Genomic DNA, 23,250 nt, shown 5'->3' on the forward strand with positions numbered 1-23,250 from the left:
AAAATTTATCCAGCGTTTTTTGCGCCCGACAATCCATGATCAGCACTGAACTCAAAACCACGATCCAGGGCGCCTACTCGCGTTTTCTAGAGGCCAAGAGCCTCAAGCCGCGTTACGGCCAGCGCCTGATGATCGCTGAAATCGCCAAAGTCCTCGGTGATATCGATACCGACGACGAAGGCCGGCGCAGTGGCGACCCCGCAATTGTTGCGGTGGAAGCCGGCACCGGTACCGGCAAGACCGTGGCGTACAGCCTCGCGGCAATCCCGACGGCGAAACTGGCCGGCAAACGTCTGGTCATCGCCACCGCGACCGTGGCCCTGCAAGAGCAGATCGTCTACAAGGATTTGCCCGACCTGATGCGCAACAGCGGGCTGAACTTCAGCTTTGCCCTGGCCAAGGGCCGTGGCCGCTACATGTGCCTGTCCAAGCTCGACATGCTGTTGCAGGAAGGCCACGCGCAGACCGCCACAGCCCAGCTGTTCGAAGAAGAAGGCTTCAAGATCGAGGTCGATGAGGCCAGTCAGAAGCTCTTCACCAGCATGATCGAGAAACTCGCCGGCAATAAATGGGACGGCGACCGCGACAGTTGGCCCAATGCTCTGGAAGACGCCGACTGGGCGCGCTTGACCACCGATCACAGCCAATGCACCAACCGCCATTGCCCGAACTTTGGCCAGTGCGCCTTCTACAAGGCCCGTGAAGGCATGGGCAAGGTTGACGTGATCGTCACCAACCACGACATGGTTCTGGCTGATCTGGCGTTGGGCGGCGGCGCCGTTCTGCCTGATCCGCGTGACACCCTTTACGTGTTCGACGAAGGCCATCACCTGCCGGACAAGGCGATCGGCCACTTCGCTCACTACACGCGCCTGCGTTCCACCGCCGACTGGCTGGAAACCACCGCCAAGAACCTCACCAAACTGCTGGCCCAGCATCCGCTGCCGGGCGATCTCGGCAAATTGATCGAGCAGGTGCCGGAACTGGCGCGGGAGATCAAGACCCAGCAGCAGTTCATGTTCAGCGCCTGTGAGCAGATCGCCGATTTCAAACCCGGTGAAGACGTCGAAGGTCGCGAGCGGCCACGCCATCGCTTTGTCGGTGGGGTGATTCCCGAGCACATGCGCGAAATGGGCATCGAGCTGAAAAAAGGCTTCTCCCGTCTCAACGATTTGTTCACCCGTCTGACCGACCTGCTCAAGGAAGGCATGGACGGCGAGGTCAACATCGGCATCGCCAGCAACCAGGCCGAAGAGTGGTATCCGCTGTTCGGCAGCCTGTTGTCCCGTGCGTCGGGCAACTGGGAACTGTGGACGGCGTTCACCGCCGAAGACCCGGAAGACAGCCCGCCGATGGCCCGCTGGCTGACCCTGGCGGAGAGCGGTTCGCTGTTCGACATCGAGGTCAACGCCAGCCCGATCCTCGCGGCCGAAACCTTGCGCCGCAGCCTGTGGAACGTGGCGTACGGTTGTCTGGTGACTTCGGCAACCCTGACCGCGCTCGGCACTTTCGACCGTTTCCGCATGCGCGCCGGCCTGCCGAAAAAAGCCGTCACCGCTGTGGTGCCGAGCCCGTTCCACCATGCCAACGCTGGCGTGTTGCGGGTGCCGGATCTGAAGGCCGATCCACGCGACGCCGCCGCTCACACGGCCGCGATCATTCGCGAGTTGCCGGATCTGGTGGAAGGCTCGCGCGGCACGCTGGTGTTGTTCTCTTCGCGCAAGCAGATGCAGGACGTATTCGACGGCCTCGACCGCGACTGGCGCAAGCAAGTGTTCATTCAAGGCAACCTGTCGAAACAGGAAACCCTGAACAAACACAAGGCTCGTGTCGATGGCGGCGATTCCAGCGTGCTGTTCGGTCTGGCCAGTTTTGCCGAAGGCGTGGACTTGCCCGGCGCGTACTGCGAACACGTGGTGATTGCCAAGATTCCGTTCTCGGTGCCGGACGATCCGGTTGAGGCGGCGCTCTCGGAGTGGATCGAAGCCCGGGGCGGCAATCCGTTCATGGAAATCTCCGTGCCCGATGCCTCGCTGAAACTGGTTCAGGCCTGCGGTCGTCTGCTGCGCACTGAAGAAGATCGCGGCACCATCACCTTGCTCGACCGGCGTCTGGTCACCCAGCGCTATGGCAAGGCGATCCTCAATGCGTTGCCTCCTTTCCGTCGTGAAATTTCCTGAGACATAGGTGGGCAGTTTTGCCCACTTTGTTGTCTATCTCTCTGCCATCGCTTTTCCATTGGCCATTGTTGGTCGTTAGGGAGAACTCCGTTCTTATGATCCGCCGTTCGTTGCCTGCCGTGTTTGCCTTGATCTTCGCTGCCCCGTTGCTGGCGGCGCCTGCTGCGCCGCAAACACTGTTCAACTTTGTCCGTCCCGCCGACGTGGTGAAAATCGCCAATGAAAACGCCGACCTGCCGCAAGCCAACGCCGAGCAAACCCCGGAAGGTGAAGTGCTGCGACGCGTGACTTTCAACCCGGCGGCCCGCCCGACCTTGCGCCTGACCCCGCAAACCGGTGCCTGGGACTGGTCGCAGTCCGGCATGATGAGCCTGCGCATTCAGAGCGCAATGAACTGGGCCGTGACGGTCTACGTGCAGATCCAGAGCAACAATGGCCAGACATTGACCAGCCGCGTCGACCTGCCGGCCGGCCCTGCGCAAACCTTGCTGGTGCCGTTGGTGGCGACCACGCCGCTTAGCAAGGGCATGAAAGCCGGGCCACCGATGCCAATGACCGTTGATGGCCAGCGGATTCTGCTTGCCAGCAGCACCGGTGAAATCGATCGCAGCCAAGTGGTATCGGTGAGCCTGTCGATGGATCAGCCGAAAGTTGCCCAGAGTTTGCTGCTAGAGCGCTTTGGTGTGCAGGACGGTGAGGCGGTCACGCAAGCGGTGTACGGCAATCTGGTTGACGCTTACGGGCAATCGACCCGCAGCAAATGGCCGGAAAAAATTGCCAGTGACGAACAACTCAAATCCGCCGCCGCCAAGGACCAGCAACAGCTGAAAACCTGGCTGGCCGAGCGCGAAAAGTCCTCGCTGGACAAGTTCGGCGGCTGGAGCAAAGGCCCGGCGTTCAAGGCCAGCGGTTTCTTCCGCACCGAAAAACGTGATGGCCGTTGGTATCTGGTCACGCCTGAGGGGCATCCGTTCTATTCCCTGGGCGTCAACACCGTCACCCCCGACGTCAACCAGACCTACGTGGCCGGGCGCGAGTGGATGTTCGAGTCCCTGCCAAAACCCGACGAACCGCTCGCCAGTCACTTTGGCGAGGGCGACAACCGTGGCGGCAACGGCGCCGATCAGGGCCGAGGCTACGGCAATGGGCGCTGGTATGACTTCTACGGCGCTAACCTGCAGCGGGTTTACGGCGAGCCCTGCAAACCGGATAGCGACAGCAAGGCCGGGGTCGCTGAAGCGGCCAAGGCTGGCGCAGTTGAAGAAACCGCAGTGAAAGCCGCCGAGCCTGCGGCACAGTCAAGCGAACCGAAGGCCGGTGTTGCCGAAGCGGCGAAAACCGACGCCGTGGCGACGACGGCTGAAAAAGCCGCTGATCAACCCGTCACTACTCCGTGCACCGCCACGGTCGATGAGCAGAAGTGGGCCAGCCACGCCCTTGATCGGCTGCAAGCCTGGGGCTTCAACACGGTCGGCAACTGGAGTGCTGACTCGCTGAGCGACGCGGAACGCGTGCCCTACACCTTGCCGCTGGCGATCGTCGGCGATTACGCCAGCATCAGCACCGGCAACGACTGGTGGGGTGCCATGCCTGACCCGTTCGACCCGCGTTTCGCCATGGCCACCGAGCGCGCCGTGGCCATCGCGGCCCGCGATCACCGCGACGATCCTTGGCTGATCGGTTACTTCGCCGATAACGAATTGGCCTGGGCAGGCGCGGGCGACGATCCGCAATCGCGCTACGCACTGGCTTACGGCACCTTGAAAATGACCACTGACGTGCCGGCCAAGCGCGCGTTTCTCAAGCAACTGCGCGACAAATACCGCAATCAGGCGGGGCTGTCGAAAGCCTGGGGCATTGACCTGCCGGCCTGGGAGTTGATGGAAGATCCGGGCTTCGTGCCGCCGCTGCCGAATCCGGAGCACCCGGAGATCGAGGCTGACTTCAAATACTTCCAGAAGGTCTTCGCCGATACCTACTTCAAGACCATCTCCGACTCGCTGAAATGGCACGCGCCGAATCAACTGCTGCTCGGCGGCCGTTTTGCCATCAGCACCCCGGAAGCCGTGGCCTCCTGCGCGCAGTATTGCGATGTGCTGAGCTTCAACATGTACACCCTCAAGCCGCAAGACGGCTATGACTTCGCCGCGTTGAACGCTATGGACAAACCGGTGCTGATTACCGAGTTCAACTTCGGCTCTGCTGATCGCGGCCCGTTCTGGGGCGGCGTGACGCAACTGGCCAAGGAAGAGGATCGCGGTGCGGCGTACGCCAACTTCCTCAAACAGGCGCTGAGCGAGCCGTCTATTGTCGGCGTGCACTGGTTCCAGTATCTGGACCAACCGGTGACCGGGCGTCTACTGGATGGCGAGAACGGCCACTTCGGTTTGGTCGGGGTGACGGATCTGCCGTATCAGAGCTTTGTCGAGACGGTACGCAAGAGCAATTTGCAGGCGGTTGATCAACTTGGCAAACAGGCGGAGAAAGCCGCAGCGGTCCATGAAGCCGAAGGCGGCAGGAAAGGTGAGGCCGGCAAAGGCCCGGGGCAGGGCGCTGGCCATGCCGGTGGGCATTCGGGCAATGGTCATTAAGGCGTGATGCGCTAAAGATCGCAGCCTTCGGCAGCTCCTGCATGGGACACGCTTCTCTGTAGGAGCCGCCGCAGGTGATCTTGCTTTTGATCCGACCGCCTAGCCCACAGCTGTTCCCAAAACCCTCAAGGGCTGGAACAATGCGGGCCACTTTGTAGAGCGTTTTCGCGGGGGAGTTGCGGGTGCAGATTCAGGGACATTACGAGCTTCAATTCGAAGCGGTGCGCGAGGCATTCGCCGCACTGTTCGACGATCCCCAGGAACGCGGCGCAGCTTTGTGCATCAAGGTCGGCGGAGAAACCGTCCTCGACCTCTGGTCCGGCACCGCCGACAAGGACGGCGCCGAGGCCTGGCACAGCGACACCATCGCCAACCTGTTCTCCTGCACCAAAACCTTTACCGCCGTCACGGCTCTGCAATTGGTCGCCGAAGGCAAGTTGCACCTGGATGTTCCCGTTGCCCGCTACTGGCCGGAGTTCGCCGCCGCTGGCAAAGAGTCCGTTACCCTGCGCCAATTGCTCTGCCATCAGGCCGGCCTGCCGGCTTTGCGCGAGCTGCTGGCCCCCGAAGCGCTCTATGAATGGCAAACCATGGTCGACGCCCTCGCGGCCGAAGCACCCTGGTGGGCGCCGGGCACCGGTCACGGCTATGCCGCGATCACTTACGGTTGGTTGATCGGCGAACTGCTCCGTCGTGCCGATGGTCGCGGGCCGGGGGAATCGATCGTTGCCCGTGTCGCCAAACCATTGGGTCTGGATTTTCACGTCGGTCTGGCGGACGAAGAATTCCATCGTGTGGCGCACATCGCCCGCGGCAAGGGCAATGCCGGCGACGCCGCCGCTCAGCGTCTGCTGCAAGTGACGATGCGCGAGCCGACCGCCATGACCACCCGCGCCTTTACCAATCCACCGTCGGTGCTGACCAGCACAAACAAACCGGAATGGCGGCGCATGCAGCAGCCGGCGGCCAATGGCCACGGCAATGCAAGGAGTCTGGCCGGGTTCTACGCCGGTTTGCTCGACGGCAGCCTGCTCGAAAGCGACATGCTTGAAGAACTGACCCGCGAACACAGTATCGGCGAGGACAAGACCCTGCTGACTCGCACCCGTTTCGGTCTGGGCTGCATGCTTGATCAACCCGACGTACCGAATGCCACCTACGGCCTCGGCCCGCGTGCGTTCGGGCATCCGGGCGCGGGCGGCTCGATCGGTTTTGCTGACCCTGAGCATGATGTCGCGTTTGGTTTTGTGACAAATACCCTTGGGCCGTACGTCTTGATGGATCCGCGCGCGCAAAAGCTCGCGCGGGTGCTTGCCACTTGTCTGTAAAGCGTCATCAGAGGTTCCAGGGCCGGAACCTCGAAAGGTTTTTCGATTCAAAGCGACAGTTTATCCGGGCGAAAGTGCTCTGATTTTTCATTACTTCATTTTGTGGATTTTCAATGTCATCTAAAAAGACACTCGCCCTGGCCCTGTGTGTTGCGATCACCGGTTGTGCACAGACTCCTAAAAATGATGCGGACGGCGGCAGTTGGTGGCCGTTTGGTTCTTCCGACAAAGTGGCGGCCAAAGAGCCGGCACAGGCCCCAGCACCGTTGAAACCTGCTGCTACTGCGCCGGTTGCCAAAACTGAAAGCAGCAATCCATGGTATTGGCCGTTCGGCTCCGACGATTCGACCGCCAAGGCAGATGCCAAGCCTGAAGTGAAGCCTGAAGCCAAACCGGTCGCCGTGGCCAAGCCCGAGGCTGACAAGGGCGGCAAGTGGTGGTGGCCGTTTGGCGGCAAGGATCAGGACACCGCCAAAGTAGTGCCGATGCCGGATCCGAAAGTCACTCAGGCTTGGCTTGACGACTACGAACCGCGCCTGCGTACTGCCATTCAGGACAGCAATCTGCAACTCGAGCGCCGCGACAATGTGCTAGTCGTCACCGCGCCGGTCGAAGGCTCATTCAACCCGGATCGTCCGGCGATGCTGCTGCCAGTCACGCTTGGCCCGTTTACCCGCGTGGCGAAAATCCTCGAAGCCGACCCGAAAACCGCCGTTCTGGTACTCGGTCACAGCGACTCCAGCGGCGCTGCGCCGGCCAACATCAAATTGAGTCAGGAACGTGCTCAAGCCATTGCGGCGATCTTCCGTCTCAGCGGTTTGCAGCGTGATCGCCTGATGCTGCGCGGCATGGGTTCTGAAGCGCCACGTGCCGCCAACGACAGCGTTGAAGGTCGTGCCCTCAACCGTCGCGTTGAAATGCTGGTGACTCCGCAGAACACCATGGTTGCGCTGTTGAGTAAATACAACATGCCAGCGCCGAAGCCAGTGACCCTGGTTGCTGCGCAGGACGCCAAGCCAGTGGCCAAACCGGTAACCCCGGCGCCAGCCGCGAAAAAAGCTGCTGTACCGACCACCAAGAAAGCCCCTGCGAAGAAAGCCGCCGCCAAGGCTCCAGCCAAGAAGGCACCGGCGAAGGCTCCAGCGAAGAAAACCGCTCCAGCCAAAGCCGCCGCGACCGACAAGAAAGTCGCCGCGACCGATGCCACCAAGAAGTGATCCGCTAACGAAAAGGAATGCGCCATGACCCAGGCTCTGGCAGATATGCGTCGTGATTACACCCGGGACGGTTTGACCGAGGCACAAGCCCCGGCCGAGCCGTTTGCGCTGTTCCACCAATGGTTCGCCGACGCGGTGAAAACCGAGCAGGCGCCGGTGGAAGCCAACGCCTTGACCCTGGCCACGGTCGATGCGGACGGGCGTCCGCATTGCCGCATTCTGCTGCTCAAGGGCCTGGACGAGCAGGGTTTCACCTTCTTCACCAATTACGACAGCGCCAAGGGCCAGCATCTGGCGGCCAATCCGTTTGCCGCCATGACCTTCTTCTGGCCGACCCTGGAGCGCCAGGTGCGCATCGAAGGGCGGGTGGTGAAGGTCACACCGCAAGAGTCCGATGCGTATTACCAGGTGCGTCCACTGGGCAGCCGCCTCGGTGCCTGGGCATCACCGCAGAGCCGGGTGATCAACGGGCGCGGGGAACTGGAGGATTTGCTCAAGGCGACCGAGCAACGCTTCAGCGATACTCAGCCAGATTGTCCGGAACACTGGGGCGGTTACCGATTGCTGCCCGAGCGCATCGAATTCTGGCAGGGCCGTCCGAGCCGCCTGCACGATCGCCTCAACTACCGTTTGCAGGGCGCCGACTGGATTCTTGAACGTCTGGCACCTTAAGCAGTCTACCGAGCGGGATACCCTGCCGCAGCGGCCTCAAGCCACTTCGGCAGGTCCCGACGCTTGATCTTCTGCGCATGTGCATGGGCCAATTGTTCAAGCATAAAAGCGCGTTTGCCTTCATCCTTGCCGGCCAGCGACAGTGCCAGGTCGCGATCAACCCAGCGTTTGATCCGTACGTACAGCCACCCATGGAAGTACAGACCGGCGACGGTGGTGACGACAATGATGAAGTAATCCATGAAAATCCTTGGGTCGGCGGCGCAAGAAATGGAATTTGGCGCTAATGTTGGGTGAGTTCGAAGGGCGCCTGTACCGGGCCTGAATGAAAGCAATTTTATCCGAGCTGCGCCGTGACAGGCGTCAAGCTGCGGAGTTTAATGAATACCTGTCCTTTGGAGTTGATGCTATGCGTAAGTCTGTTCTGCTGGTTGCTTCCTTTTCCACGATGGCGATGTTGCTTACCGGCTGCCAATCGAGCCTGACCGGTGACTCCTACTCCCGTGACGAAGCGCGTCGCGTGCAGACGATTCGCATGGGTACCATCGAATCCCTGCGTCCGGTGAAAATCGAAGGCACCAAGACCCCGATCGGCGGCGCAGCAGGCGCAGTGGTCGGCGGTGTCGGCGGCAGCGCCATCGGTGGCGGTAAAGGCAGCATCGTCGCTGCTGTGATCGGTGCGGTGGCGGGTGGTCTGATCGGCTCGGCGACCGAAGAAGGCCTGACGCGTACCCAAGGTGTGGAAATCACCGTGCGCGAAGACGACGGCAGCATGCGCGCCTATGTGCAGCAGGTTCAGGAGAATGAAGTGTTCCGCGTTGGTGAGCGTGTGCGGATTTCGACCGTTGGCGGGACCAGCCGCGTTTCGCACTAAGCGGGAGCGAGCGGCAAAAGAAAACCCCGATCAGGTGACTGGTCGGGGTTTTTTTGTCGGTGGCTTTTCAGCTTTTCTGAATCAGGCTTGTCAGTCTTCGCGACAGAGCCCGATGCAGTAAGTCAAATCGTCCCTGAAGGGCGTATTGACGATTTGCATGATTTCTCTGGCTTGAGTTTCCGTTAGATCATGTTCACCCATCGGTACATCTTTCAGAGATTCCCACCCCATGACGTTAAGAACCGCCTGCTCTGAAGTTTGTGGGACATCTTTATCATATTGCAGTGAGTTGTCTGGATTTGGTTCGGGGAAAAACCCGGAAAGCGCTAAAAAAATCATTCTCGAATACTCAATTTTTCACTTGGTCGTGGTGCGTCTTTCGGGTTTTGCTTTACCAGTTTGCTCACCCGTTTTTATATCGAACTCGCCGAGATGGTCTCCTTCCCAGTTATAAACCTCGACAGCTCCATGTTGATAGTCCCACTCATAAATACGCTTTTTGCTCTCCCTGCGCTTGCGATGTCCTTTTTTACGAACCGGTACTGCATCGGGGAAGGCCGGAAGTAACTTGGGTGGCATATGGTAGTCGTGGTCACCAGACACCGGGCGCGCAACCACAATATAGAGTGGCCTGACCCCCGAATCCGCCGGAAACACCAGAATGAAGTCCCTGTACTCCGGCGGATAAACCGGATTCACCAGAATCCCCTCTGCCGCTTTCGTCGGTGGATACACCCAGATATGCGGCGCCTGCGGAGCTGCCTCCAACGCGGGGATGCCGAGAATGTCAGAGCCATCCACGGCGGGTGTCCAGATCAGTTCGACGCCTTCACCCAAGTCAGCAATGAACTGGCTGCCGCGCGCAGTGAATTGCACGACATCAACCATTTCCCAATCACGATTCTTACCGGTGTAGAAACCGTAACCCTTGAGGCTGCCGTCGGCCTGTTGCTCGACCCGCAGTCGAACGCGGGTACGGGCCTGTTTCAGGGCGAGCAGTTGATCGTCGGTGTAGCGGGCGCTGTCGCCAAGGCTCGAGGGCATGAACAGCGCGACCAACCCAACCAACGTGGCAGCAGCAGTGCTGGCGGCAACGGCAGGCAACGCTTCGAATGCAGATCCGGCCAGAGCAAAATTGCCGAGTCCTGTCGGGATGGCCGTCGCGCTGATTTTCTTCAGTGCGACGGCACCGTTGGCATCGGCTTCGCGTGCACCGAGCAGAATCAGGTCGCCGTAGTCTTTCAAACTATCGGTCGGCACCATCCCCGAAGGATTGGAGTAATCAATGATCGCGTCCGGCAACTTGCAGGACTTGGCAAACACGCATCCGGCGCGCACAGGATCAGGCTTTTTGGCTGCAACCTCACGATTGCGCTCGAAAGCCTCCTGTCGCGCCAGCATGGCGTCGTAAGCGTTTTGTCTGGCTTCGCGCTCGGCCAGTTCTGTGGCCGTCATGTAGCGGTAGGTGACGAGATGCCCGTCGCCCGCCGGTGGGTTGGGAACCCGGGGAATGTCCTTGTTGCCAGCCACTGATCGTCCTTTCGTTCATCCATCGACAGCCCCTCGGAAGGGGCTGCACGACGTTAACGAAGCAGGAATTTTGTGGCTGTAGGACGCGTCTCTAAAGACGAGGGGATTGTTCGCTTTGTTGCGGGAGAATGGTTTGAAGGTAAATTTGTAGTGAGGGGATAAATCCCCTCGCCACAAGTGTTCTATGCGGTAGGCAAAGTGTTGTTTCGACGACTCGCCGCCGCCGTCACCGCATAACCGATCAACGCCGCCAGAATCGACCCCGTCAGAATACCCATCCGGTCCATGCCCGCGTATTCACTTGCACCCGGAACAAAGGCCAGAGAGCCGACAAACAGGCTCATGGTGAATCCGATGCCGCACAGAATCGCCACGCCCAGCACCTGACCCCAGTTGGCGCCTTGGGGCAGGGCGGCGATACCGATCTTCACGGCCAGCCATGTCAGGCCGAATACGCCGACGGTCTTGCCGAGCAGCAGGCCGACCGCGATGCCCATCGGTACGTGGTGGGTGAAGCTTTCGACGGTGACGCCGCTCAGCGACAGGCCGGCGTTGGCGAAGGCGAACAGCGGCAGAATGCCGTAGGCGACCCATGGATGAAGCGCGTGTTCCAGCGTCAGCAACGGCGAAGGCTCGGCGTTTTTCGTCCGTAGCGGGATGCAGAAGGCCAGGGTCACACCGGCCAGCGTTGCATGGACGCCGCTCTTCAGTACGCAAACCCACAGGATCAAGCCGATGATCATGTATGGCCCGAGCTTGACCACGCCGAGCCGGTTCATCGCTACCAGCGCCGCAATGCAAGCGGCCGCGAGGCCCAGCGACAGGGTCGAGAGTTCGCCGGAGTAGAAAATCGCGATGATCACGATGGCACCGAGGTCATCGATGATCGCCAGGGTCATCAGGAACAGCTTCAGCGACACAGGCACACGCTTGCCGAGCAGGGCCAGTACGCCGAGGGCAAAGGCGATGTCGGTGGCGGTAGGGATTGCCCAGCCGCTCAGGGCGGCCGGATTGTCGCGATTGAGGAACCAGTAGATCAGCGCCGGCACCAGCATGCCGCCGACAGCGGCCGCACCCGGCAGGACGATCTGCGACGGCTTCGACAACTGGCCGTCGAGCACTTCGCGCTTGACCTCCAGGCCGATCAACAGGAAGAACAAAGCCATCAGGCCGTCATTGATCCACAGCAAAAGGGGTTTGGCGATTTTCAACGCGCCGATCTGCGCTACCACCGGGGTGTCGAGCAAACCGGTGTACAGCCACGACAATGGCGAGTTGTTGATAATCAAAGCGAGGATGGCCGCGGCGATCAATAACAGACCGCTGGCAGCTTCCAACTGAAAGAAACGCGTGAAAGTGCTACGCAGAGGCAAGGTCGCTCTCCATCGATGAGTCAAAAAGGTGGGACACCCTAACCCGTACGGTTAGTTGTTAAAACAAAAGTTATATTCTTTTTTGTTATATGTCGTTACAACGCCTTTACCCCGAACCACGCTGAGCCTAGCAGTTGCCGGACATATTGAGACTCAGCTGTATCTGTGCGCGATGTAGGTTTTTTCCTAAGCTGACGGATGAGCCTTTTCAGGAGGCCAATCTCCTGCCCGATTCAACGAGAACCATGACCATGAGCGACAACCGACAGTGGGCCCGCGAAGCCATCCGTATCATCGAAGCGGATTTTCAGCGCAGCGCCGACACCCATCTGATTCCCTTGCCGCTGCCAGGTTTTGCGGGCATCGAGTTGTACTTCAAGGACGAGTCGAGTCATCCGACCGGCAGCCTTAAACATCGGCTGGCCCGTTCGCTGTTTCTCTATGCGCTGTGTAACGGCTGGCTCAAGCCCGGCGCGCCGGTAATCGAGGCGTCCAGCGGTTCGACGGCGATTTCCGAAGCGTATTTCGCGCGGATGCTGGGGCTGCCGTTCATTGCGGTGATGCCGGCGACCACGTCGAAAGAGAAGATTGCCCAGATTGCCTTCTACGGTGGCCAGAGCCATCTGGTAAAAGATCCGACGCAGATTTATGCCGAATCCGAGCGTCTGGCTCGAGAGCATGGCGGTCATTTCATCGACCAGTTCACCTATGCCGAACGGGCGACCGACTGGCGGGCGAACAACAACATCGCCGAGTCGATCTTCCAGCAGATGCGCTACGAGAAACATCCCGAACCGAGCTGGCTGATTTCCAGCCCCGGCACCGGCGGCACCACCGCGACCCTCGGTCGTTACGTGCGCTATCGCCAGCACTGCACCCGCGTGTTGTGCGCTGATGCCGAGCGTTCGGTGTTCTTCGATTACTACCAGACCGGCGACGCCAGTTTGCGTCTGGATTGCGGTTCGCGGATCGAAGGCATTGGCCGGCCAAGAGTGGAAGCGTCGTTCTTGCCGAAGGTGATCGACGCGATGGTCAAGGTGCCGGACGCCTTGTCGCTGGCGGCCATGCATTACCTGGCGCAACGGCTGGGGCGGCATGTTGGCGGTTCGAGTGGCACCAACCTGATTGGCGCATTGATGGCGGCGCAGCAAATGAAAGCGGCGGGGGAGTCGGGGTCGATCGTGGCGATTCTGTGCGATGGCGGCGAGCGTTATGCCGACACCTATTACGATCAGGACTGGCTCAAGGCGCAGGGCTATGAGTTGAGCGGATTGATTGAGGCTGTGGCGGCGAGTGCCGAGCGGGGAGAGGCGCTGCCGACTTCGGTGTTGCGCGCCAATATCTGACACACCGAAATCAAATGTGGGAGTGAGCCTGCTCGCGATGGCGTAATAACATTCAACAGCAATGTTGACTGGATTACCGCAATCGCGAGCAGGCTCACTCCTACAGGGTTTTGTGTCAGTCGGTAATACCCAGGATGTCGCGCGCTACAGCCTCGGCAATCCGAATCCCGTCCACACCCGCCGACAGAATCCCGCCCGCATAACCCGCGCCTTCACCGGCCGGGAACAGACCCTTCACGTTCATGCTCTGCAGCGACTCATTACGAGTAATGCGTAGCGGCGAAGACGTGCGCGTTTCGATCCCGGTCAACACCGCATCGTGCAGCGAGTAGCCGCGAATCTGCTTCTCGAACGCCGGCAGCGCTTCACGAATCGCCTCAATCGCGAAGTCTGGCAATGCCAGGGCCAGATCGCCCAGCGCCACGCCCGGTTTGTAGGACGGCTCGACTTCACCCAGTTCGGTCGAAGGAATGTTGTTGATGAAGTCGCCAACCAGTTGCGCCGGGGCCTTGTAGTCGCTGCCGCCGAGGATAAAGGCGTGGGATTCCAGACGCTCCTGTAACTCGATCCCGGCCAGCGGGCCGCCCGGATAATCTACTTCCGGGGTGATGCCGACGACGATGCCGGAGTTGGCATTGCGCTCGTTACGCGAGTACTGGCTCATGCCATTGGTGACCACACGGTTCGGCTCGGACGTCGCGGCGACAACGGTGCCGCCCGGGCACATGCAGAAGCTGTAGACCGAACGGCCGTTCTTGGCGTGGTGCACCAGTTTGTAGTCGGCGGCTCCCAACTTGGGGTGGCCGGCGTATTTGCCCAGACGCGCACGGTCGATCAGCGACTGCGGGTGTTCGATGCGGAAACCCACCGAGAACGGCTTGGCTTCCATGAACACGCCACGGCTGTGGAGCATGCGGAAGGTGTCGCGGGCGCTATGGCCGAGGGCCAGAACCACGTGTTTCGAATGCAGAGTCTCGCCGCTGGCCAGTTGGACCCCGACCAGTTGGCCGTCTTCGATCAGCACATCACTGACGCGCTCCTGGAAGCGCACTTCGCCGCCCAAATCTCGGATCTGTTCGCGCATGTTTTCAACCATGCCGGTCAGACGGAACGTACCGATGTGCGGCTTGCTGACGTAGAGGATTTCTTCCGGTGCGCCGGCCTTGACGAACTCGTGCAGGACTTTGCGGCCAAGGAACTTCGGATCCTTGATCTGGCTGTACAGTTTGCCGTCGGAGAACGTGCCCGCACCGCCTTCGCCGAACTGCACGTTGGACTCGGGGTTGAGCACGCTTTTACGCCACAGGCCCCAGGTGTCCTTGGTGCGCTGACGCACTTCGGTGCCGCGTTCGAGGACGATCGGCTTGAAGCCCATCTGTGCCAGCAACAGGCCGGCAAAGATCCCGCACGGGCCGAATCCGACGACGATAGGTCGCTGGCTCAGGTCGCTTGGTGCTTCGCCTACGAATTTGTAGCTGACATCCGGCGCCACGTTGACGTTACGGTCGTCGGCGAACTTGCCCAGCACTTTGGCCTCGTCGCGTACGGTGAGGTCGATGGTGTAGATGAAGCACAGTTCGGAGGACTTTTTGCGCGCATCGTAGCTGCGCTTGAACAAGGTGAAATCGAGCAAGTCATCGCTGGCGATGCCCAGACGTTGCACGATGGCAACGCGCAGGTCTTCTTCGGGATGGTCGATTGGCAGCTTGAGTTCAGTGATTCGTAACATGGCGAGGATCCGGGTTCGCGGGGCGCACAACTGCGCCAGGGCGTTTGAAGGCCGCGATTATAAGCCGCAACCGCCGGATCCGGTGAGGGTAAAACGATCAGTCGTTACGCGAACCGCCGAAATACCCGCAGCCACGCCGCACCTGACCGTCGATGCGCAGTTCGGCGCTCATGTGCTGCACGCTGCCGGTGCTGCTGTCGACGCAACGTTGCGGCGCGACCCACAATTCGATGCGCTGGTTGTTGGCTTCGCTGCTGAGATTGAAGCGACCGTCGCCCAATTGCTCTTCAACGTATGGGACGGCGAGCGGGGGCTGGCCGTCGCGGTCGATGACCATGCCTTTGCCGCTGACCTTGACGTTCCACTCAGGGCCATGGCCGGCGGCGCGCAGAATCAGCAGCTTGAAATTCGGATCATCACACGCGGTGCCCGAACGTTCGACGCGATAGAGCTGGGCAAGATCGAGGCGGTCACCGGCGATCTTGCCGCGCACGTCGGCGAACAACTTGCCCTGGTCATCGGCCAGGGTCGCGGCCTCTTGCAAGACGCTGGTGCCGCCAATGTCGTTGACCACGTATTGGCGTTGATCCTGACACGGCTGGAACACCAGTTTGCCGTCGGCAGCGGTCAGTTGCCCCTGCATCCGCGTCTGCCCCACGTGCGAGGCACTTTCTCGCGGGCCATCGAACAACTGGCAGGCGGCAAACAACGGCAGCAGGGCAACAAGGACTAACGAACGGGCAACACGCATCTTCGGCTCTCCAGACAAGTGCCGCCACGTTACGCAGGCTGACCGTTCATCACAAGGGTTTAGCCGACGTGAAAAGTCTGACCGGTTTGCAGGCCTTCGACACTTTTGGCGTAGGCCAATGCCACATCCGCCGCAGGAACCGGCTTGTAGCCACGGAAATACGGGGCGTAGCTGCCCATGGCTTCCAGCAAAACGGTCGGGCTGATCGAGTTCACGCGCAAACCGCGAGGCAGTTCGATGGCGGCCGCGCGAACAAAACTGTCGAGGGCGCCGTTGACCATTGCAGCCGAGGCGCCGCTGCGGATCGGATCGTGGCTGAGCACGCCGGTAGTGAAGGTGAACGAAGCACCGTCGTTGGCAAACTCGCGACCGATCAGCAATAGGTTGACCTGGCCCATCAGCTTGTCTTTCAAACCCAGGGCGAAGCTGTCTTCGTTCATTTCACCCAACGGTGCGAAGGTCACGTTGCCGGCGGCGCAGACCAGTGCGTCGAACTTGCCGGTTTGTTCGAACAGTTTTCGGATCGACCCGCTGTCGCTGATATCCACCTGCAAATCGCCGCTTTTGCGGCCGATACGAATAACTTCGTGGCGTTGCGACAGTTCTTTGTCCACGGCCGAACCGATGGTGCCGCCAGCGCCTATCAACAGAATTTTCATCGTGTTGTGCCTCAAGTGATTGAACGAGGTTTCAGTCTAGAGTGGTTTTTTCTGTGGATAAGCGCGCTAATGGGCAACCTTTGGTTTTCAAATGGAAACAATCCATGAGCGAGATGGATGATCTGGCCGCGTTTGCAGTGCTGATCGAAGCGGGCAGTTTCACGTTGGCGGCGCAGCAACTCGGGTGCAGCAAGGGCCAGTTGTCCAAGCGGATCAGCCAACTCGAAACGCGCTTTTCCGTGGTGCTGCTGCAACGCACGACCCGGCGTTTGAGCCTGACCGCTGCCGGTGCGGCGTTGTTGCCACAAGCCCAGGCCCTTGTAGTCCAAGTCGAGAGAGCGCGTCAGGCATTGGCGCGATTGAAGGACGACATGGCCGGGCCGGTGCGTATGACGGTTCCGGTGTCCCTGGGAGAAACCTTCTTCGATGGTCTGCTGCTGGAGTTTTCGCAAAAGTATCCCGAGGTGCAGATCGAACTGGAGCTGAATAACAGCTATCGCGATCTGTCCCGGGACGGCTTTGATCTGGCGATCCGCAGCGAGGTGGCCAACGACGAGCGGCTGGTGGCCAAGCCGCTGCTGGCCTGGCAGGAAATGACCTGCGCCAGCCCGGCCTATCTCGAGCGCTTCGGCGAGCCGTTGACGCCGCAGGCGTTGAGCGAGCACCGTTGTCTGCTCAACAGCCACTACAGCGGTCGCGAGGAATGGCTGTATCACCAGCAGCACGAATTGTTGCGGGTACGCGTCTCGGGGCCGTTCGCCAGCAACCATTACAACCTGCTCAAGAAAGCGGCGCTGACCGGTGCCGGCATCGCTCGATTGCCTTCGTACCTGCTGCAAGCGGAATTGGCTGACGGGCGCTTGCGCTGGCTCCTGCGCGATTACCAGACCCGGCGCATGCCGATGTATCTGGTGCATCCGTATCAGGGTGGATTACCGAAACGCACTCAGGTATTGGCGGACTATCTGATGGGTTGGTTCAAACGCAGCGGCGAGGCGCTGGATCGGCTTTAGCGGTAGCGCTTGGCGATCAGATGATCGATCGACAATTTCCCCGGTCCGGTCGTCATCAGATACAGCAGCACCGCTGCCCAAGTGCCGTGTGTCGGGTAGGCATCCGGATACACAAACAACTGAATGGTCAGGGTCATCCCCAGCAACGCCAGCGCCGAAAATCGTGTGGCGAAGCCAATCAGAATCAGAATCGGGAAAAAGTGCTCGGCGAACGCGGCCATGTACGCGGCGATTTCCGGCGACAGCAGCGGCACGTGGTATTCGCTGGTGAACAACGGAATCGTCGAATCGGCCAGGCGTGGCCAGCCCAACTCAAAGTTGCCGTCGAACAGGTCGATGGCCAGGCCTTCAACCTTGGTCTGCCCGGACTTCCAGAACACCGCGGCAATCGAAAAACGCGCGATAAAGGCAATCAGGCTGTGGGGGATTTTCTCCAGCATCGAGATGGCGCGGGTGATCAGCGTATTCATGGCAATTCCTTGAAGTTCAGATGGGTGATGGCGTTATGAGCGATCAGCAAGGCCAAGGTCTGGCTGAGATCGAACGGCGGGCTGTTTTCTGCGGCTGCCAATAGCGGCTGGCCATCGAGCAAATGGCGGATGAAAACGCCGGCGCCGTGATCAAGGGCAAACACCTCGACATCGAGGCTATTGCGCAACACCAATGCCTGCTGTCCACGATTGAGTTCGATGCCTTCCAGCGTCGCCTCTCGCTGGTGTGCGGCCCAGATCGCAACCACGGCATAGCCTGAATCGAGCAGGTACAGGGACGGATGAAGTTCGAAGCCAAGTTCGCTCAGGGCTTGCGGGTCACTCAGCGCAGCGGCGATCTGTTCCGGCGGGATCGGGTTTGCGTCGGCGGCGTGATAGGCGAGGGTGCGTAACTGTTCAAGGCGTGCCACGTCGGCCAGGTACGGCACGCTTGAGGCCGGTTCAAACGCAGCGATGAAGTCCGCAAACCCTTCGCCGTAAAGGCTCATCAACGGACTTTGTGGTGGCTGACTTTGTACGAATAAAGCCGCCATGGCGCGGAAGAATTCCTCGCCAACCAACTGCGCAACCACCGGATAACTGTCGCCCAGTGCGTTGATCAGCGAACTCTGCACGTTGTTGCGATACACCGCGAAACGGCTGGCGGGATCCGCACCGTTGGCGCTGTAAAGGCCTTCGGGGCAGGGCAACTGCACATTGAGCAACGCTGCCGTGAACGCGGCTTGAGAGCTCATGATCGATCCCCCGCGTACTTCAACAGCACTTCGGCCTGCTGCGCCTCGGCCATTAAGACGTCGAATGCCGGCACCTGATTGTCACGCTCGATCAACGTCGCCACCGGGCCGATGCGCTCCAGCACTTGCCGGTACAAATGCCAGACTGCTTGATCAATCGGCGCGCCGTGATCGTCGATCAGCAAACGGTCGCCGAGGCTGTCGCAATCTTCTGCAAAACCGGCCAGATGAATCTCACCGACGGCGTGCAATGGCAAGGCATCGAGATAGGCCAATGGATCGCGCAGATGATTGATGCACGACACGTAGACGTTATTGACGTCCAGCAACAATCCGCAGCCGCTGCGGCGAATGACTTCGGCAATGAAGTCAGCCTCGTCGAGGGTCGAACGTTCAAAGGCCAGATAGGTCGCCGGATTTTCCAGGAGCATTGGCCGCTTGAGGGCGTTCTGCACCTGATCGATATGCTCGCAGACGCGGTTCAGCGTCGGCGCGTCATAGGCCAGTGGCAGCAGGTCATTGAGGAACACCGGGCCGTGGCTGGACCAGGCCAGGTGTTCGGAAAAGGAGTGGGGTTGATAACGCTCGATCAGATCCTTCAGGCGTTGCAGATGTTGAACGTCCAGCGGGCCTTCAGCCCCGATGGACAATCCGACGCCGTGCAGCGACAGCGGATACTGCTCGCGAATCAATCCCAGAAAATGATGAAACGGGCCGCCGGCCACCATGTAGTTTTCGGCGTGGACTTCGAAGAAGCCGATGTCCGGTAATGAGCCGAGCACTTCACGCAAATGCCCGGTCTTGAGCCCCAACCCGGCACGGGGCGGGAGCCCTGAGCGGGCTGCCTGAGTGCAGGAGTGGGCATGGTCGTTAGGTGTGAACATGATCGTCACTCAGGCAGCCGACTGATCAGGACTTGGCTTTGAACGCTTCCATTTGACCGAAACCGGTAGGCGAGGTTTTGCTTTCGGTGGTGGCGCAGGTGCCTTTCGGAACGAGTTTCCAGGCGTTGGCCTGATAGTCCATTTTTGCGGTGCCGGCACAGGTGGTGCCTGCGCCTGCAGCGCAATCGTTCTTGCCTTTCATGGCCACACCGAAGCATTTTTCCATGTTGGCGTCGGCAGCGTGAACGGTGGAAACGGCTGCGATGCTCAGGGCAGAACCAAGGGCCAGAACCAGGGCGGTAGCGGACAGGGTGCGGGTGGTAGCAGTCATGATGTTTCTCCGATTTTAGCTTGGGTTTTACAAGCGATTTGCGCTTGCTTGTCCCTCTAGAGAAACGGCATGGCGATGCGTTACAGCGCCAGTGAGAAAAAAATTACAGCGAATGGAATAACTGCGTCGTTCTGATCGTGAATGGTTCTAGAGACCTGTAATTTCTGACAGTAGGAAAAGCTTAAGTGGATCGGTAGATTCCGAACCTGGCAGGTGAATGACAGGAGCTACATCATGACCAGGGCTGAACAGGCAATCGACTATGCGACAGTGAATCTAAAAACCAGATAGGCGCCTGTGACACAAAAAACGGCCCGAAAGCCGTTTTTTGATTACCACAATCGCTCACCCCCAGATGCCGGTTTCTGCCAGTTTTTTCCAGGCCGTCACCCGTGCTCTATAGTCATTTCAACGGCCACCCTCACAGGCCGATTTACCAGGACGGTATCTTATGTCGAAGGATTGCTCAGCTTCTGCTGTGCTATTGCGCAGAACTTTATCTTTGGCTCTCGCCGGCACGCTGCCCTTGCTGTTCGGGACGGTATGCGCCCAGCCGCAACCGGAACCTCTGGACACGCTCAAGCGCATCAACCACAACTACAATACTCTCAAGGATTCCTGCCAGGAACCCGATACAGGTGCCGCGCGCGGGCTCTATTACTGCAGCGGCGTGACCTTGCGAATGGTCAATGACGGGCCGTTCAATCCTTGGGATTACAGCCCTTACGCGATCAAGATCGGCGCGACGTCTTACTCGTGGATTCGCAAGGATCTGAGCACCCGGATCCTGATCCATCCGGCCGGTTTTATTCTGCGAAATCCAACCGATGCTGCCGCCCTGAATTTGCCGGTCAAGGAGCAGGGCTTCACCTGCATCTACGCCTTCGATGGTGGTACTGGACCAGAACGCAAGTGGTATGGCTGCGGCTTTTTCGACAGTCGTGAACCGCCACGTACGGCCCAAGGGGGGATGGACAATCGCAATGCCGCGCTGGCTTACGGCACCTGTGCGGAAGCCGGGGTGAGCACTGCTGAGCAATGGACGCAGAAATATACCGGGCTGATGAAAGGGCCGATCCAGTACGGGCAGTGTTCCTGGAATGCGGAGAAACCCAGTGACTGGAACGCTATGATCCGGGTTCATGAATCCCGACCAAACACCACCAATAAGGACCCGTTTGCCTTCAGTGCTCAGGTCAACGAGTTCATGTTGAAGAATGCCACCGCGACCAACGATGGCAGCGAGAACATGAAGTACATCGATGCCTTCATCTACAACGTCAATAGTACGCAGAACTTCGCCACCCGCGGCGATCAGGCGCCGCCGAAACCGGAAAACGGCCTGAACAGTGCGCGCAACTTTCAGAAGAAACTCCAGGCTCAGGGCTACAGCGTGCCGATCCTGCGACTGGATTTCACCCAGCCGGCGGAGCAGCGCTTCAGCTACGTCGCCGCCGATCAGGCGATCGACCTGACAGCGGCGGGTGGTGTTCAGCCACCAGTGGTTGCGCCGACATCGAACTACATTGCCAGCGCGACCTGGGTCGAGCGTTACGATCCGGGCAGCAAGAAAAACGAATGGTCGCTCAACGTCACGCCGACCGCCCAGGGCAAGGCGATACAGGCCAGTGATCAGAATGCCTTGTATCAGGAGCTGTTCGCGCTGCATGGCGCTGACAGCCAGTGGCACGACCACGAAAAATCAGCGGGCAGCATGCGTCAGCAACTGGCGTGTCTGGTGCAGAACTATCCAGCCAAGACCGAGTGGAATCTGGAACCGTTTCGACCTACCGTCAGTCCGCAGGAAGCGGCCAGGGCCGGTTGCAATCCAGTGCCGGTTCAGGCCCCGCAATACATCGCCTCGGCCGACTGGGTCAAACGTTACGACCCCGGCACCCGCAAGGATGAGTGGAGCCTGAGCATTGTGCCCACGGCGGTGGGGCGGGCCTTGCCCAACGAACAGATCGGCGCTTTGTACGACCAGTTGTTCGCCCTCAAGGGCGCGGACAGCAACTGGCGAGACAACGAAAATTCCGCCGGCAGCATGCGCCAGCAATTGAACTGTGTCCTGAACAACTATCGCAACAAGACGCCATGGAATCTCGAGCCTTTCCGGCCGGCGTTATCGGACAACGAAATGCGGGCCACGGGTTGCAACCCGGTCCCGCGTTGACGGTGTGTATTGGCTAATCAAGGAGATGCGAGCCATGAAGAAAAGTCTGTGCAGGGTCGTTCCATTACTTATGCTGCCACTGCTGGTGCAAGCCACAGGTGCGTACGCCGAGTCATGCGACGAGACGCTGAAAAAGGTTGAATCGTTGTACAACAAAACCGTCGAAAGCTGCGGTCAGGATCCCGCTTCGGACTGTTCGGGACTGTTGGTTCGAGGAACGCACCGCGCCGATCCGGCCAAGGGGCAGAAATGGGATGTCTGGAATCCCAGTCCGAAAGCCGTCGAGCTGGGTACGTTTGCCGCTTCATACATGCGTGCAGACGGCATCAGTTATGAAGACCCTGGCATGAGCACGCAGAATGGCTATCTCATTACACCAAGGGATCTGGTGCGCGATCCGGAAACGCCGGTGCATGTCTATTGCGCGTTTCCCAACGATGCCTGGACCGACTTTCGAGATGATCGCGGCTGTGGGGACAGCAAAAACACCGCCCCGAAAGAGGCCGTTTGCCAGTCCATGGCGCCGCCTGTTTCGAACCCGAATGCCTGGGTCGCGCACTTCATCCAATTCAACAACAACCGCCAGCAGGATCAGTTGCAGTGTGGTTTCAATATGCGTAACCCCATGAGCAGCAAGGAGCGCGTCGACGCCTTCCGCAATTTTATGGGCGCACGCAAAGTCATCAACAGTCGCGAGTTCCAAACCCAGACAGAACTGCGTTTGGGTAACCCGAAAACCGATGAACTGCCAGTTCTGGCGTTTTTCTACAGCGATCAGCGGGGCTTGAACGATGCCTTGGCCAACCAGCGCGATTACAAAGCCAGGACCGGGAAGGATCGCAACATCATCAAGATCGATTTCCCGAGAACCCCGGTCGCCAAGGCCAGCTTCTCGTGCATCCAGACCGCCGCTCCACCGGCGCAACAGTTCTGTACCAGCTACTTCGAATCAACCACCTGGGAACAACGGTCAGATCCGAAACTGGGGCCGGATACCTGGTCGCTCTCCGTCGTGCCGACCGCATGTGGCCGGGCGATCAAGTATGATCAGACCGATCGTATGTTTGCCGAGTTGTACAACAAGCACAAAGACGATCCGCAATGGCGCCAGTACAGCATCAACGGTGGGTCTTTGCGCCGGCAAATGGTTTGTCATCTCGCGGCCGTCTACGACGGCAAGCCTGTGAGGAACAAACCCGAATGGAACCTTGAACCGGCCCGGCCTTACGTCGATCAGGCCACGGCGGTAGCGCAGCACTGCAATCCGTTCTAATCCCCCACTGTAGGAGTGAGCCTGCTCGCGATGGCGTCGTGTCAGACACCATGATGTTGAATGACATACCACCATCGCTAGCAGGCTCACTCCTATAAGGG

At 59.7% G+C, this 23,250-nt stretch carries 21 protein-coding genes; 10 read left to right on the forward strand and 11 right to left on the reverse strand.

Going from position 1 to position 23,250, the window contains the following annotated elements:
* The first annotated feature begins 35 nt into the window (after positions 1–35).
* From dinG to pdxH, 5 genes are all read left to right on the forward strand, one after another.
* A complete protein-coding gene (gene dinG, locus ACA074_RS06345; protein ID WP_497678633.1) occupies positions 36–2,180 on the forward strand; it encodes an ATP-dependent DNA helicase DinG in 2,145 nt (714 codons plus the stop codon).
* A gap of 95 nt (positions 2,181–2,275) precedes the next feature.
* The gene (locus tag ACA074_RS06350) at positions 2,276–4,771 is read left to right on the forward strand and encodes a beta-galactosidase (RefSeq protein WP_497678634.1); all 2,496 of its coding nucleotides are present in this window, start codon (positions 2,276–2,278) and stop codon (positions 4,769–4,771) included.
* A gap of 182 nt (positions 4,772–4,953) precedes the next feature.
* Positions 4,954–6,099, forward strand: a complete 1,146-nt coding sequence (locus ACA074_RS06355) for a serine hydrolase domain-containing protein (RefSeq protein WP_401270549.1) — start codon at positions 4,954–4,956, stop codon at positions 6,097–6,099.
* A 113-nt stretch (positions 6,100–6,212) separates the two neighbouring features.
* Positions 6,213–7,316 carry an OmpA family protein gene (locus tag ACA074_RS06360; RefSeq protein WP_497678635.1) on the forward strand — a complete coding sequence of 368 codons (1,104 nt, stop codon included), beginning with the start codon at positions 6,213–6,215 and terminating at the stop codon, positions 7,314–7,316.
* Positions 7,317–7,340: 24 nt separating this feature from the next.
* The gene (gene pdxH / locus ACA074_RS06365; RefSeq protein ID WP_305441765.1) at positions 7,341–7,988 is read left to right on the forward strand and encodes a pyridoxamine 5'-phosphate oxidase; all 648 of its coding nucleotides are present in this window, start codon (positions 7,341–7,343) and stop codon (positions 7,986–7,988) included.
* A 5-nt stretch (positions 7,989–7,993) separates the two neighbouring features.
* Here the strand turns inward: pdxH and ACA074_RS06370 are convergent, their stop codons facing one another.
* Positions 7,994–8,230 (reverse strand): hypothetical protein, encoded by a 237-nt coding sequence (locus ACA074_RS06370; protein ID WP_401270545.1) that lies wholly within the window; start codon positions 8,228–8,230, stop codon positions 7,994–7,996.
* Between the two features lie 167 nt (positions 8,231–8,397).
* On the opposite strand from ACA074_RS06370, the gene ACA074_RS06375 reads away from it, so the two are divergent.
* A complete protein-coding gene (locus tag ACA074_RS06375) occupies positions 8,398–8,862 on the forward strand; it encodes an outer membrane lipoprotein (protein ID WP_007969461.1) in 465 nt (154 codons plus the stop codon).
* Between the two features lie 90 nt (positions 8,863–8,952).
* Here the strand turns inward: ACA074_RS06375 and ACA074_RS06380 are convergent, their stop codons facing one another.
* The 3 genes from ACA074_RS06380 to nhaA all read right to left on the reverse strand — a co-directional run bounded on the left by ACA074_RS06380 (position 8,953) and on the right by nhaA (position 11,765).
* Positions 8,953–9,201, reverse strand: a complete 249-nt coding sequence (locus tag ACA074_RS06380; RefSeq protein ID WP_489878350.1) for a pyocin S6 family toxin immunity protein — start codon at positions 9,199–9,201, stop codon at positions 8,953–8,955.
* Between the two features lie 18 nt (positions 9,202–9,219).
* Entirely contained in the window at positions 9,220–10,392 is a 1,173-nt protein-coding gene (locus ACA074_RS06385; RefSeq protein ID WP_497678636.1) for an S-type pyocin domain-containing protein, read from the reverse strand.
* Positions 10,393–10,574: 182 nt separating this feature from the next.
* Positions 10,575–11,765, reverse strand: coding sequence for a Na+/H+ antiporter NhaA (nhaA, locus tag ACA074_RS06390; protein ID WP_401270536.1), 1,191 nt, complete (start codon positions 11,763–11,765; stop codon positions 10,575–10,577).
* A gap of 251 nt (positions 11,766–12,016) precedes the next feature.
* On the opposite strand from nhaA, the gene ACA074_RS06395 reads away from it, so the two are divergent.
* The gene (locus tag ACA074_RS06395; RefSeq protein ID WP_257357222.1) at positions 12,017–13,111 is read left to right on the forward strand and encodes a PLP-dependent cysteine synthase family protein; all 1,095 of its coding nucleotides are present in this window, start codon (positions 12,017–12,019) and stop codon (positions 13,109–13,111) included.
* Positions 13,112–13,226: 115 nt separating this feature from the next.
* Here the strand turns inward: ACA074_RS06395 and ACA074_RS06400 are convergent, their stop codons facing one another.
* The 3 genes from ACA074_RS06400 to ACA074_RS06410 all read right to left on the reverse strand — a co-directional run bounded on the left by ACA074_RS06400 (position 13,227) and on the right by ACA074_RS06410 (position 16,250).
* Positions 13,227–14,840, reverse strand: coding sequence for an NAD(P)/FAD-dependent oxidoreductase (locus tag ACA074_RS06400; RefSeq protein WP_401270532.1), 1,614 nt, complete (start codon positions 14,838–14,840; stop codon positions 13,227–13,229).
* A 97-nt stretch (positions 14,841–14,937) separates the two neighbouring features.
* Positions 14,938–15,591 (reverse strand): COG3650 family protein, encoded by a 654-nt coding sequence (locus ACA074_RS06405; protein WP_497678637.1) that lies wholly within the window; start codon positions 15,589–15,591, stop codon positions 14,938–14,940.
* Positions 15,592–15,650: 59 nt separating this feature from the next.
* A complete protein-coding gene (locus ACA074_RS06410) occupies positions 15,651–16,250 on the reverse strand; it encodes a short chain dehydrogenase (protein ID WP_489878356.1) in 600 nt (199 codons plus the stop codon).
* Between the two features lie 104 nt (positions 16,251–16,354).
* Between ACA074_RS06410 and ACA074_RS06415 the strand changes: the two genes are divergently transcribed.
* Positions 16,355–17,263, forward strand: coding sequence for a LysR family transcriptional regulator (locus ACA074_RS06415; protein WP_497678638.1), 909 nt, complete (start codon positions 16,355–16,357; stop codon positions 17,261–17,263).
* On the opposite strand, the gene ACA074_RS06420 is transcribed toward ACA074_RS06415, so the two are convergent.
* From ACA074_RS06420 to ACA074_RS06435, 4 genes are read right to left on the reverse strand one after another with little or no spacing between them, the layout of a single operon-like run.
* Complete coding sequence (locus ACA074_RS06420; protein ID WP_497678639.1) at positions 17,260–17,733, reverse strand: DoxX family protein; 474 nt, start codon at positions 17,731–17,733, stop codon at positions 17,260–17,262. The two genes, ACA074_RS06415 and ACA074_RS06420, sit on opposite strands and share 4 nt — an antisense overlap.
* Positions 17,730–18,488, reverse strand: coding sequence for an HvfC/BufC N-terminal domain-containing protein (locus ACA074_RS06425; RefSeq protein ID WP_497678640.1), 759 nt, complete (start codon positions 18,486–18,488; stop codon positions 17,730–17,732). Before ACA074_RS06425 ends, ACA074_RS06420 begins: the two co-directional genes overlap by 4 nt.
* The gene (bufB, locus tag ACA074_RS06430; RefSeq protein WP_497616759.1) at positions 18,485–19,372 is read right to left on the reverse strand and encodes an MNIO family bufferin maturase; all 888 of its coding nucleotides are present in this window, start codon (positions 19,370–19,372) and stop codon (positions 18,485–18,487) included. The genes ACA074_RS06425 and bufB overlap by 4 nt, the downstream gene beginning before the upstream one ends.
* A 25-nt stretch (positions 19,373–19,397) precedes the next feature.
* Positions 19,398–19,703, reverse strand: coding sequence for a BufA1 family periplasmic bufferin-type metallophore (locus tag ACA074_RS06435; protein ID WP_187679448.1), 306 nt, complete (start codon positions 19,701–19,703; stop codon positions 19,398–19,400).
* Positions 19,704–20,154: 451 nt separating this feature from the next.
* Between ACA074_RS06435 and ACA074_RS06440 the strand changes: the two genes are divergently transcribed.
* Together ACA074_RS06440 and ACA074_RS06445 are read left to right on the forward strand one after the other, a co-directional pair.
* Positions 20,155–21,876 carry a DUF2599 domain-containing protein gene (locus ACA074_RS06440; RefSeq protein ID WP_497678641.1) on the forward strand — a complete coding sequence of 574 codons (1,722 nt, stop codon included), beginning with the start codon at positions 20,155–20,157 and terminating at the stop codon, positions 21,874–21,876.
* Positions 21,877–21,910: 34 nt separating this feature from the next.
* Positions 21,911–23,149 carry a DUF2599 domain-containing protein gene (locus ACA074_RS06445; RefSeq protein ID WP_497678642.1) on the forward strand — a complete coding sequence of 413 codons (1,239 nt, stop codon included), beginning with the start codon at positions 21,911–21,913 and terminating at the stop codon, positions 23,147–23,149.
* Positions 23,150–23,250 lie beyond the last annotated feature (101 nt).

The sequence above is a fragment of the Pseudomonas sp. LBUM1655 genome (genome assembly GCF_059716085.1).

Coding starts and splice junctions, on each gene's coding strand:
- ACA074_RS06380 (WP_489878350.1), bottom strand. CDS start 9,201: ATGATTTTTTTAGCGCTTTCCGGGTTTTTCCCCGAACCAAATCCAGAC.
- ACA074_RS06445 (WP_497678642.1), top strand. CDS start 21,911: ATGAAGAAAAGTCTGTGCAGGGTCGTTCCATTACTTATGCTGCCACTG.
- ACA074_RS06435 (WP_187679448.1), bottom strand. CDS start 19,703: ATGACTGCTACCACCCGCACCCTGTCCGCTACCGCCCTGGTTCTGGCC.
- dinG (WP_497678633.1), top strand. CDS start 36: ATGATCAGCACTGAACTCAAAACCACGATCCAGGGCGCCTACTCGCGT.
- ACA074_RS06395 (WP_257357222.1), top strand. CDS start 12,017: ATGAGCGACAACCGACAGTGGGCCCGCGAAGCCATCCGTATCATCGAA.
- pdxH (WP_305441765.1), top strand. CDS start 7,341: ATGACCCAGGCTCTGGCAGATATGCGTCGTGATTACACCCGGGACGGT.
- ACA074_RS06420 (WP_497678639.1), bottom strand. CDS start 17,733: ATGAATACGCTGATCACCCGCGCCATCTCGATGCTGGAGAAAATCCCC.
- ACA074_RS06405 (WP_497678637.1), bottom strand. CDS start 15,591: ATGCGTGTTGCCCGTTCGTTAGTCCTTGTTGCCCTGCTGCCGTTGTTT.
- bufB (WP_497616759.1), bottom strand. CDS start 19,372: ATGTTCACACCTAACGACCATGCCCACTCCTGCACTCAGGCAGCCCGC.
- ACA074_RS06425 (WP_497678640.1), bottom strand. CDS start 18,488: ATGAGCTCTCAAGCCGCGTTCACGGCAGCGTTGCTCAATGTGCAGTTG.
- ACA074_RS06350 (WP_497678634.1), top strand. CDS start 2,276: ATGATCCGCCGTTCGTTGCCTGCCGTGTTTGCCTTGATCTTCGCTGCC.
- ACA074_RS06415 (WP_497678638.1), top strand. CDS start 16,355: ATGAGCGAGATGGATGATCTGGCCGCGTTTGCAGTGCTGATCGAAGCG.
- ACA074_RS06440 (WP_497678641.1), top strand. CDS start 20,155: ATGTCGAAGGATTGCTCAGCTTCTGCTGTGCTATTGCGCAGAACTTTA.
- ACA074_RS06375 (WP_007969461.1), top strand. CDS start 8,398: ATGCGTAAGTCTGTTCTGCTGGTTGCTTCCTTTTCCACGATGGCGATG.
- ACA074_RS06400 (WP_401270532.1), bottom strand. CDS start 14,840: ATGTTACGAATCACTGAACTCAAGCTGCCAATCGACCATCCCGAAGAA.
- ACA074_RS06360 (WP_497678635.1), top strand. CDS start 6,213: ATGTCATCTAAAAAGACACTCGCCCTGGCCCTGTGTGTTGCGATCACC.
- ACA074_RS06370 (WP_401270545.1), bottom strand. CDS start 8,230: ATGGATTACTTCATCATTGTCGTCACCACCGTCGCCGGTCTGTACTTC.
- ACA074_RS06410 (WP_489878356.1), bottom strand. CDS start 16,250: ATGAAAATTCTGTTGATAGGCGCTGGCGGCACCATCGGTTCGGCCGTG.